This window comes from Flavobacterium sp., from assembly GCF_043760115.1.
GTDB lineage: Bacteria > Bacteroidota > Bacteroidia > Flavobacteriales > Flavobacteriaceae > Flavobacterium.
Window position 1 is genome coordinate 1 of record NZ_JAYUPK010000016.1, and the last position, 12,453, is coordinate 12,453.

At 31.7% G+C, this 12,453-nt stretch carries 9 protein-coding genes; all 9 read right to left on the bottom strand.

Annotated elements, in window-relative coordinates:
- Positions 1–898: tRNA epoxyqueuosine(34) reductase QueG (queG, locus tag ACH2BC_RS01000; RefSeq protein ID WP_395052078.1), on the bottom strand; the 898-nt coding region annotated here is incomplete at its 3' end.
- A gap of 2 nt (positions 899–900) precedes the next feature.
- Complete coding sequence (gene ruvB, locus ACH2BC_RS01005) at positions 901–1,923, bottom strand: Holliday junction branch migration DNA helicase RuvB (RefSeq protein WP_395052079.1); 1,023 nt, start codon at positions 1,921–1,923, stop codon at positions 901–903.
- A 141-nt stretch (positions 1,924–2,064) separates the two neighbouring features.
- Entirely contained in the window at positions 2,065–3,912 is a 1,848-nt protein-coding gene (locus tag ACH2BC_RS01010) for a cbb3-type cytochrome c oxidase subunit I (protein ID WP_395052080.1), read from the bottom strand.
- Between the two features lie 29 nt (positions 3,913–3,941).
- Positions 3,942–5,111, bottom strand: a complete 1,170-nt coding sequence (locus tag ACH2BC_RS01015) for a cytochrome c oxidase subunit II (RefSeq protein WP_395052081.1) — start codon at positions 5,109–5,111, stop codon at positions 3,942–3,944.
- Positions 5,112–5,130: 19 nt separating this feature from the next.
- The gene (locus tag ACH2BC_RS01020) at positions 5,131–6,699 is read right to left on the bottom strand and encodes a quinol:cytochrome C oxidoreductase (RefSeq protein ID WP_395052082.1); all 1,569 of its coding nucleotides are present in this window, start codon (positions 6,697–6,699) and stop codon (positions 5,131–5,133) included.
- A gap of 30 nt (positions 6,700–6,729) precedes the next feature.
- On the bottom strand, positions 6,730–7,290 hold the full coding sequence (locus ACH2BC_RS01025; protein ID WP_395052083.1) for a c-type cytochrome: 561 nt from the start codon (positions 7,288–7,290) through the stop codon (positions 6,730–6,732).
- A 3-nt stretch (positions 7,291–7,293) separates the two neighbouring features.
- Positions 7,294–7,818: a DUF3341 domain-containing protein gene (locus ACH2BC_RS01030; protein ID WP_395052084.1), complete on the bottom strand. Its 525-nt coding sequence runs from the start codon at positions 7,816–7,818 to the stop codon at positions 7,294–7,296.
- A 7-nt stretch (positions 7,819–7,825) separates the two neighbouring features.
- Positions 7,826–9,235: an NrfD/PsrC family molybdoenzyme membrane anchor subunit gene (gene nrfD, locus ACH2BC_RS01035; RefSeq protein WP_395052085.1), complete on the bottom strand. Its 1,410-nt coding sequence runs from the start codon at positions 9,233–9,235 to the stop codon at positions 7,826–7,828.
- Positions 9,236–9,399: 164 nt separating this feature from the next.
- Positions 9,400–12,453 (bottom strand): TAT-variant-translocated molybdopterin oxidoreductase, encoded by a 3,054-nt coding sequence (locus ACH2BC_RS01040; protein ID WP_395052086.1) that lies wholly within the window; start codon positions 12,451–12,453, stop codon positions 9,400–9,402.

Consider the following 12,453-nt stretch of genomic DNA (forward strand, 5'->3'; position numbering starts at 1 on the left):
TAAAACCATCAAACTTTGTTCTCTTTACTGCTGAGTTTTTAAAAACTTTATTAAACGTATCATTTGTAATTTCTTCCCAATCTTTTTTACTCAATGACAATAATTCTTTGTTAGGATTAAAAAGTGGTTCGTTGTGTGGTTTAGAAAATTTATTCCAAGGACAAACGTCTTGACAAACATCGCAACCAAAAGCCCAATTATCAAATTTTCCTTTCATTTCAATTGGCAAATTTTCTTTCAATTCGATTGTAAAATAAGAAATACATTTACTTCCATCAACAATATATGGAGAAACAATTGCTTCTGTTGGACACGAATCTATGCAAGCTGTGCAAGTTCCGCAATGATCTGTTGTTGAATACTCGTATTCTAATTCTAAATCTAGTATAAGTTCTGCAATAAAATAAAAAGAACCAACTTTTTGAGTTATCAGATTACTGTTTTTTCCTATCCAACCCAAACCACTTTTTGCTGCCCAAGCTTTGTCTAAAACTGGCGCAGAATCTACAAAAGCTCTTCCAGAAACTTCACCAATTTCTGTTTGGATAGTATGCAAAAGTTCTTTTAATTTTTCTTTTATAACAAAATGATAATCTTGTCCGTAGGCATATTTGGATATTTTATAGCTTTCAAGATTTTGTTCCTCTGATGGGAAATAATTTAATAATAAGGATATTACACTTTTAGCATCATCTACAAGCAAAGTTGGATTTAACCTTTTGTCAAAATGATTTTCCATATAACTCATTTTGCCTTGATGATTGTTGTTTAACCAATTCTCAAGTCGTGGTGCTTCTTCTTCAAGAAATTCTGCTTTGGATATTCCACAAGAAAGAAAACCGAGTCTTTTGGATTCGGCTTTGATTAGTTTTGTGTATTTTTCTTTGTTGTTGATCACTTTTAAAACAATCCACCTTGAACATTCAATTTTACTTTACCTAAATGTTTGTATGCTTTTTCTGTAACTTCTCTTCCTCTTGGAGTTCGCATAATAAATCCTTCTTGAATTAAGAATGGTTCATAAACTTCTTCAATAGTTTCGGCACTTTCAGAAACTGCAGTTGCTAATGTTGACAATCCAACTGGTCCACCTTTAAATTTATCGATAATTGTATTTAAAATTTTATTGTCCATTTCGTCTAAACCGTGTGCATCTACATGCAATGCTTTTAAAGAGAAACGAGCGATTTCTATATCAATTGTTCCGTTTCCTTTTATTTGAGCAAAATCTCTAACTCTTCGCAAAAGTGCGTTAGCAATTCTAGGCGTTCCTCTACTTCTACCAGCAATTTCTATTGCTGCTTCCATAGAAATTGGCATTTTTAATATTGATGCACTACGTTGAACTATTGTTGTTAAAAGTTCGGTATTGTAATATTGTAATCTTGATTGAATTCCAAATCTTGCTCGCATTGGCGCAGTTAACAAACCTGAACGAGTTGTTGCTCCAACTAACGTAAATGGATTTAAATTAATTTGAACCGTTCTAGCATTTGGTCCAGATTCTATCATAATATCTATTTTAAAGTCTTCCATTGCAGAATATAAATATTCTTCTACAATTGGACTTAAACGATGAATTTCATCAATAAATAAAACATCACGTTCGTCTAATCCTGTTAGTAAACCTGCTAAATCTCCTGGTTTGTCTAAAACTGGTCCAGATGTTATTTTAATTCCAACACCGAGTTCGCTTGCTAAAATATTTGCCAAAGTAGTTTTTCCTAATCCTGGTGGACCATGAAAAAGTGTATGATCTAGCGCTTCACTTCTTTGATTGGCTGCTTCTACAAATACTTTAAGATTTTCTAATATTTGCTCTTGTCCAGTAAAATCGTCGAATGATAAAGGTCTTAACTTTTTTTCTACGTCAAGTTCCTCTGGATTGTATCCGTTATTAGTTGGATCTAAATTTTCGTTCATACTACAAATATAAAGTAAAGTTTGAATTGAAGTCGTTTAAACTTTTTTCAATTGCTTACAAAATTAAAAAAGTTTAAAATATTTTATTAAATAAAAATGCCTTTTGAAAATTCAAAAGGCATTTTAAAATATATTTTATTATTAATGATGTAGAATTTCTTCTCCTGGTTTCATTGGAATATTTTGTGGTACAAAATCTTCATCGTGACCTGGTTTGCTATAATCATAAGGCCATCTGTGTACTTCTGGAATTTCTCCTGGCCAGTTTCCGTGAATGTGTTCTATTGGTGCAGTCCATTCTAAAGTTGTAGATCTCCAAGGATTTTGAACTGTTTTAGTTCCGTAAAAAATACTATAAAAGAAGTTCCAAAGGAAAACTAATTGAAATGCTCCACCAACTAATGCAAATACTGTAATAATTTTATTTACATCTGCCAAATCATCAAATAATGGAAAGTTAGTATTTGTATAATAACGTCTTGGTAAACCTGCCATTCCAATAAAGTGCATTGGGAAGAAAACTCCATAAGCACAAATTGCAGTTACCCAAAAGTGAATATAACCCAAGTTTTTATTCAACATTCTTTTAAACATTTTAGGATACCAGTGATAAATTCCAGCAAACATTCCGTAAAGTGCAGAAATACCCATTACTAAGTGAAAGTGTGCCACAACAAAATAAGTATCGTGTACATTTATATCTAAAGTACTATCACCAAGAATAATTCCTGTTAATCCACCAGTAATAAATGTAGAAACTAATCCGATAGAAAATAACATTGCAGGATTTAATTGCAAGTTACCTTTCCATAATGTTGTAATATAATTAAAAGCTTTTACCGCAGATGGTATTGCAATTAATAATGTTGTAAATGTAAATACCGAACCTAAAAATGGATTCATTCCTGATATAAACATGTGGTGTCCCCAAACAATTGTAGATAAAAATGCAATTGCAAGAATTGACATAATCATTGCTCTGTATCCAAAAATTGGTTTTCTTGAGTTAGTTGCAATAACTTCTGAAGTAATTCCTAATGCTGGTAATAATACAATATATACTTCTGGATGTCCTAAAAACCAAAATAAATGTTCAAACAAAACTGGAGAACCACCTTGATAATTTAATACTTCACCTGCAATATAAATATCTGAAAGGAAAAATGAAGTTCCAAAACTTCTATCCATTATTAATAATAATGCTGCCGATAATAATACTGGAAACGAAACGATACCAATAATTGCTGTTACAAAAAACGCCCAAATTGTAAGTGGCATTCTTGTCATAGACATTCCTTTAGTTCTAAGATTTATTACAGTTACAACATAATTTAATGATCCCATTAATGAAGATGCGATAAATATTGCCATAGAAACTAACCATAATGTCATACCAAGTCCTGAACCAGAAATAGCTTGTGGTAATGCACTTAAAGGTGGATAAATTGTCCATCCTGCAGATGCTGGCCCAGATTCAATAAACAATGAAGAAATCATTATACAACTTGAAAGGAAAAACAACCAATAGGAAAGCATATTCATAAAACCAGATGCCATATCTCGAGCACCGAGTTGAAGTGGTATTAATAAATTACTAAACGTTCCGCTTAATGCGGCTGTTAGTACAAAGAATACCATAATTGTTCCGTGAATTGTAATTAATGAAAGGTAAGTTTCATTAGTCATAACTCCACCTGGAGCCATTCTTTCTCCAAGGAAAAAACTAAAAACTTTAAAAGATTGTTCTGGCCAAGCCAATTGCATTCTAAAAAGCATTGACATTCCAACTCCAATAATTCCCATAATAATACCAGAAATAAGGTATTGTTTGGCAATCATTTTATGATCTATACTAAATATGTATTTAGTAATAAAAGTGTCTTTATGATGGTGTTCGCCATGATGATCGTCGTGAGCATGACTATCGTGAGTATCATGTGCAGAATGATCATTAATATTAATCGCGGCATTATATTGATCTTGACTCATAACAAAAATATTATAATATATCTACAAAATTATTTCATTACAACGGTTTGTGCAACTATTGTTTCCTTTTTAACTGATGTTGAATCTTTTTTAGCTGAATCTTCTTTAGAAGCAGCAGCTTCTGATGCATCAGCTTTTACAGATTGAACAACTGTTACTTTTCCTTTTAACCATTTTTTATAATCTTCTGGAGTATCTACTACAATTTTCATTTGCATATTGTAATGAGAAGCACCACAAATTTTATTACATAATAATAAAAAGTCAAATGTGTAAGGATCTAAAGCTGTTTTACCTTCTGCAATAAGTTCAACACTTTTTTTAGAACGAATTGCATTAATATTTGCAACTTTTTCTATCATGTCTTCAGTGTCTCTCATTTGAGATGTTGTCATTGTAGGCGTAAAAGAAAACTGAGTTACCATTCCTGGCACACAATTCATCTGTGCTCTAAAATGTGGCATATATGCTGAATGTAATACATCTTGAGAACGCATTTTAAACAAGATTTTTTGACCTTTTGGAATGTGTAATTCGTCGGTTACAATATCATCTTGTGCATTTTTATCACTTAAATCTACACCTAAAGAATTTACTCCTTCAATATATCTAACATTTGCTTTTCCAAGAACTGCGTCATCACCAGAATATCTTGCTGCCCATTTAAATTGTTGAGCATAAAGTTCTATTACAATTGGTTTTTCTTCTTCTTCGTTTATAAACATAATATCATTCCAAGCAAATAATCCGTAGAAAATTAATACTGCAAGAACTATAGCTGGAATTGAACTCCAAATAAATTCTAATTTATTATTATCTGCAAAGTACGTTGCTTTATTACCAACTTTACCTCTGTATTTGAAGGCAAAATAATGTAATAATGCTTGAGTAACTGTTTGAACAACAAAAATCATCATCATAGAAATCCACATCAATTGATCTAGATCTTTTCCATGTTCTGACGCGGCATTATCCATTAAAGGAAAATGACCAAATTTAATTACGCAATAAATTGTAGTTACATAGATAAAAACTAAAAACCCAAACATCATGTAACCATTGATATTATTGTCTTTATCGTTTGCAACTTGCGAATTATCTCTTCTTTTACCAACTTGAGTTAGGTCAAATATTTTAGTTAATTGCCATAAAGCAATTGATAATAAAACTAAAACAAGAAGTATTAATAAACTATTCATTTTTTGATAACTTTAAATATTAATAGTGAAAATGTTTACTTTCTTCAATAAACGGATTTCTTTTTGGAGTAAGTGGCACTTTAGATAAAGCTGTAAATACTACGAAAATAAATAATCCTAAAAAGAAAAGTACTGATGCGATTTCTGAAACTCCAATAAACCATCTGTCACCAACTGTTGCAGGCATAATCATGTTAAAGAAGTCAATATAATGTCCACATAAAATTACAACTCCTGCTCCAACAATAATTGGTGCTATTCTTTTAAAATCGGTATTTATTAAAACTAATATAGGAAAAATAAAGTTCATAACTACCGCTCCAAAAAATGGTAAATTGTAATATTCTATTCTAAATTTAAAATAGGTAACTTCTTCTGGAATGTTAGCATACCAAATAAGCATAAACTGAGAGAACCATAAGTAAGTCCAGAATACACTAATACCAAACATAAATTTAGATAAATCGTGAATGTGACTTGAATTTACGTTTTCTAGATATCCTTTAGATTTTAAATACAAAGTTACCATTGAAATTGTTGTAATACCACTTACAAAGAAACTTGCAAATACGTACCAACCAAATAATGTACTAAACCAATGTGGATCATATGACATTATCCAATCCCAAGACATGATAGACTCGGTAACAATAAAAAATACTAAGAAAGCAGCAGATAATTTAAAATTTTTCTTGTAGAAAGAATTATCATTAGATTCGTCTTGTGCTAAACAATTTTTTCTAGATAAATGTTGATATAAATTCCAACCAGTTAAGAAAATTGCTGCTCTTATTAACCAAAATGTAACGTTTAAATATCCAGATTTTCCTGCAATTAATTTATCATAATTAGCATTACCTATTTCAGTAACTCCTTCTTTCATCCAAACAAATAAATGATTAAAATGAAACCCAGAAAGCACTAATAAAACGAAAAATATAATTGAACCAGGAAGTAAATAAGATGTAATTCCTTGCATAACTCTAAACAATACTGGAGACCAACCTGCTTGTGCTACTTGTTGAATTGCATAGAACGCTAATGCTCCAAGTGAAACTAACATAAAAAATATACAAGCAACATATAATGCAGCCCAAGGTTTATTTTGTAATTGATGAAAAACGTGTTCAACATGTTCTTTGTGTTCGTCTTCATGAGAAACTTCAGAATGCGCTGCTTTTTTATTTGCGCGATTTATTGAAGCTACTTCATGTTTTTCTTCTTTTAATGCTACAACTTCTGTTTTTTCTAAAGTAGAATCTTTTATTGTTGTAACATTTGTTTCTGAAGAAACTGTGTCCGTTTTGGCAACAACTTCTTTAACATTTGCCGATTTATCTGTAGCTTTTGCTTCATGTTTTTCATTTTCATGAGCAGAAGTTGCAGCAGAGTGACCATCAGATTTTACTTCACTGTGAGCATTTGCTTCTCCATGTTCGCCACCATGAGCGACTTCTTCTTTAGCAAGAAGAGTTTCAACATCTTGAATATTTTTGGGTGCAGTTAAAAAACCATATCCTATTCCAAGAATACCTAAAAGCATCAGGACGAAAGAAATATTTTTTAATTTACTTGAAAATGTATACATATCTATTACAATCAGTTTGTTGTACAATTATTATAATTCGCCTTTAAGTTTCATTACATATGCAGAAACCATCCAACGTTCTTCTGGATTTAATTGGTTTGAATATGCTCCCATTGAATTTATTCCAAAATTAAGAACGTGGTTAACGCTACCTTCTGTTATTACTCTGTCGGCATAACTTGGAACGCCAAGAATTTTTTCTTGTGTTACTAATTTTCCTTTACCGTTACCAGCATTTCCATGGCAAATAGCACAATAAATTTCAAATAATTCTTGTCCTTTTTTCATATCTACCATAGTAGAATCTAATGGTGATTTAGAATTTAATTTCGCTGCATCATAACCAGATGTAGAATTGGCAAATTCATATGGAACATAACCTCTTTTAACTGAACCTTTAGCAGGTAGTTGACCTTCTTTACCTTTTGACCCATTTTCTGAATTGAACGCGCCAGACTCAGAATAAGTTTCATAAGCAACAGATTCATACATGTTTGGCATGTATTGGTAATTAGGTTTATTGCTATCTTTACATGAGGTAAATGATGCTATTATTCCTAAAACAACTATTATTTTTAAAATATTTTTCATAATTTATTCCTTATCTATTACTTTAACTTCAACTGCTCCAGTATTTCTGTAGAAAGTAGTTAGTTCATCTTCGTTACCATTTACAGATACTTCCATTAAAAAATGATCGTCTGTAGTTCTAACATCTGGATTTTCTGCATTTTTAAATGGCCACAATTTACTTCTCATATAAAAAGTAAGTACCATTAAATGCGCTGCAAAAAATACTGTCATTTCAAACATTACAGGAACGAAAGCAGGCATATTTTGAATATAACTCATACTTGGTTTTCCTCCAATATCTTGAGGCCAATCGGTAATCATTATAAAATTCATCATTACTGTTGCAACAGTTAACCCAATACAACCATAAATAAAAGCACAAATTGCTAATCGTGTTGGTGCTAAACCCATTGCTTTATCTAATCCGTGAACCGGAAATGGACAATATATTTCTTCAATGTGATGATGTGCTTTTCTAGATTGCTTTACTGCATCCATTAGAATATCATCATCATTGTATATAGCGTGTATTACTTTAGTACTCATAACAATATTAATGTTTATCTGAATGATTATGTTCTTCTGATTCTCTACGTTTTTTATAATATTCTCCAGATGATTTTAAAATAGTTTTAACTTCTGCTTGAGCAATTACTGGAAATGTTCTTGCATACAATAAAAACAATACAAAGAAGAATCCAATTGTTCCTATGAAGATTCCAATATCTACAAATGTTGGAGAGAACATTGTCCAAGAAGATGGAAGATAATCTCTGTGTAATGAAGTTACGATAATTACGAAACGTTCAAACCACATTCCAATATTTACAACAATTGATATTACAAAAGAGAACATAATACTTGTTCTTAATTTTTTAGACCACATAAATTGAGGTGAAAACACATTACAAGTCATCATTGACCAATATGCCCACCAATATGGACCAGTTGCTCTGTTTAAAAATGCATATTGTTCATATTCTACTCCAGAATACCAAGCCACAAATAACTCAGTAATGTAAGCAACACCAACTATTGAACCTGTAATCATAATTACAATATTCATTAATTCGATATGTTGCACTGTAATATAAGCTTCAAGATTGGATACTTTTCTCATAATGATAAGCAATGTATTTACCATTGCAAATCCAGAGAATACTGCGCCAGCCACAAAATATGGTGGAAAAATAGTTGTATGCCAACCCGGAACTATTGAAGTAGCAAAGTCAAAAGATACAATAGTATGTACAGAAAGTACAAGTGGTGTAGCTAAACCTGCTAGTACAAGCGAAACTTCTTCAAAACGCTGCCAATCTTTAGCTCTTCCACTCCAACCAAAACTTAAAATAGAATATATTCTTTTGTTAAAAGGTGTAACAGCTCTATCTCTAAGCATCGCAAAATCTGGTAATAAACCTGTCCACCAAAACACAAGTGAAACAGAAAGATAGGTTGAAATTGCAAATACATCCCAAAGTAATGGTGAATTAAAATTTACCCAAAGTGAACCAAACTGATTAGGAATTGGAACTACCCAATATGCTAACCAAGGTCTTCCCATGTGAATAATTGGAAATAAACCTGCTTGAATTACAGAGAAAATTGTCATTGCTTCTGCAGATCGGTTAATTGCCATTCTCCAACGTTGACGGAAAAGTAATAATACAGCAGAAATTAAAGTTCCTGCGTGACCAATACCAACCCACCAAACGAAATTGGTAATATCCCAAGCCCAACCAACGGTTTTATTTAAACCCCAAGCTCCAATTCCTGTAGATATTGTATAAATAATGCAACTTACTCCCCAAAGGAAAGCAGCTAATGCGATAGTGAAAACGGTCCACCATTGTTTATTTGCTCTTCCTTCAACAGGCGCAGCAACATCAACTGTTACATCGTGATAACTTTTATCACCTATAACTAAGGGTTTTCTAATGGGTGCTTCGTAATGGGACGACATATTTTAATTTTAGATTTTAAATATTAGATTTAGATTTCAGATTTTATTTAAACCTTTTTTCTACTATCTACTATTGTTCTGAAGTTATTAACTTTATTATGGATTATAAAATGTTTATTATAAAACCGTATTATACAATTTTACAATACACATCATACGAATTTTTATGTATTTCTAACTTTAACGTGATAAATCACATTAGGTTTAGTTCCAACACTTTCTAATAAATGGTACATTCTTTCGTCTTCTGTTAATTCTTTAACTTTAGATTCTTTATCATTTATATCTCCAAATACCATTGCTCCAGTAGAACATGCATTTGAACAAGCAGTTTGAAATTCACCATCTTTTACTTCTCTTCCGTCACGTTTTGCATCTAGAATAGTTTTTTGTGTCATTTGAATACACATAGAACATTTTTCCATTACTCCACGTGAACGAACATTAACATCCGGATTAATTACCATTCGACCTAAGTCGTCATTCATATGGAAATCAAATTCGCTATTTTTATTATATAAAAACCAGTTGAAACGACGCACTTTATATGGACAATTATTTGCACAATAACGAGTTCCAACACATCTGTTGTATGCCATGTGGTTTTGACCTTGACGTGAATGCGATGTTGCAGCAACAGGACAAACAGTTTCGCAAGGTGCATGATTACAGTGTTGACACATTACTGGTTGAAAAACTACTTGAGGATTGTTAGCTGGACTTTCCATTTCTCCAAAACCACCAAGTGAACCTTTATCTCCAAATAATCCGTCAAATTCTTCTTTCTTTTTATTATCACCTTCAAAAGTATCTTCAGATGAATAATATCTATCAATACGCAACCAGTGCATATCTCTACTTCTTCTTATTTCGGATTTCCCTACAACTGGTACATTATTTTCTGCATGACAAGCTATAACGCAAGCTCCACAACCAGTACAAGCATTCAAATCTATAGATAAATTAAAATGGTGACCAACTGAACGATCAAACGATTCCCATAAATCTACTTTTGTAGCTTCAACTTCTTTATGATCTAAAGAAACCATTGGAACTTCATTCCATTCTTTAGCATTTTTAGTATTAAAAATTTCTAATGTAGTTTCTTTAACAATATCTCCTCTTCCCATAAGGGTTTTTTGAGATTGCACACTAGCAAATTCATGATCGCCAGATGCTTTTGAAATTTTAACCGACTGAACGTTATTAAAATTATTATATAATGAGTAAGCACTGATACCTACTTGCATTTCTTCTTTTAAAGATGCCTTTTTACCATAACCTAATGCCAAACCAATAGTTCCAACTGCTTGTCCTGGTTGAACAATCACTGGCACTTTTTCAAGTTTAACTCCATTTACAATTATATCTACATAACTTCCATTTAAACCACCATTTGCAACTATTTCATTAGATAAGTCTAATTTTTTAGCATCTGCAATTGAAACTGTAGCATAATTATCCCAAGAAACTCTTGTAATTGGATCTGGAAATTCTTGCAACCAAGGATTGTTAGCTTGTTGTCCGTCACCTAAACCAGTTTTTGTATATAAAACTAATTCAAAATCTGCCAAAGCTTTAGAACTTGCTAATGCACTTGCTGCTCCAGAATAATCTGCTGTTCCGCCAGAAATTGTTACAATACCATTTGAAATAACTCCATCGTGTACTACTTTATTCCAAGAACTAGATCCTAAATAAGATGCAGCATTTGATTTAATATAATCATAATAAGTTCCAGAAATTCCGTTTAATGACATTAAAACTTCTTGAAATTGTTTGGTTTCAAATAAAGGACGAATTGTTGGTTGCGTTAAAGAATAAGTTCCTTTAGTCAACATATTATCGTTCCAAGATTCTAAATAATGAGGTACAGCAGCAGCGATTGTAGTTTTTTCAGCTGTTTCGTCTTCTTTTAAAGAAAATGCAACAGAAAGAGGAACTTGTTTTAATCCACTTAAAAAAGCTTTACTATTTGCTAAAGTATAAACAGGATTAACTCCACTCATAATTAATGTATGAACGTTTTTGGCATTCATGTCTTTAATTAATTGGTCTACATCTTCGTTTGAACCTTTTCTTATCAATCTTGCGCCAACTCCAACAAATGCTTCACTTGTTAAAACTTGATTTATTGCTAAAACTACTAATTGTGCATTTTTATCTTGTATACCACAAACTAAAACTCCTTTACTTCCAGAAGCTTTTAATTGTTTTGCAGCATTTACAACTTCTGCTTCGTTAGGAATTTTTCCTGTTGGAATACTAGAATTTGTAATAACATTATATATTTTAACCAATGCTTGTTTTTGATTAGCAACAGTCATTGGAATTCTTTTATCAGCAGCAGCTCCAGATAAAGTCATGTTTGCCTCTAACTGAAAATGCTTAGTCATTTTTCCAGATTTTGGAACTCTAACTTGTGCAAAACCTGCATCATAACCTCCACCTTGCCAATCACCTAAGAAATCTGCGTTTAGTGAAACTATAACACTTGTTGCTTTAGAAAAGTCGTAATCTACTAAAGCTCTTTCTCCATAAACAGTTTCGTATGCATCTAACGCAGCAGATTCTGAAACTGCATCATAAATAACGTGTTTAGCAGTAGGATTTTTAGAAATAAAATCGGCAATTAATTTTTCTGTAGATGGACTTGCAAGTGTATTAGTTAATAAAACTATTTGCTTACCATTTGCACTTTTTAAATTTGCTTTTATTTTACTGTTAACATCAGACCAAGAAGCTTTTTTAGCATCAACTTTTGGATATTGAAGTCGCATACTATCATATAATGATAAAATTGATGCGTGAACTCTTGCATTTGCAGCAAATTTTGCACCTTCAGATTTATTATTATCAATTTTTATTGGACGACCTTCTCTTGTTTTTACTAAAAGATTTGCAAAATCAAATCCGTCAAACATAGTTGTTGCATAATAATCTGCAACTCCAGGAATTATTGTTTCTGGTTGAACTACATAAGGAATTGACTTATTAACCGGACCTTCACAAGCAGCTAATGTTGCAGCAGCAGTTGTGAATCCAACATATTTAAGGAAATCTCGTCGAGTAGTTGATGATGATGATAATGAGCTATCTGAAAGAAATTCATCTGTTGGAATTGCTTCCACAAATTCATTATTTCTAAGCGCCTCAACAATAGAACTATTTTCGTTTAGTTCTTCAACACTTTTCCAGTATTTTTTGTTAGATGACAT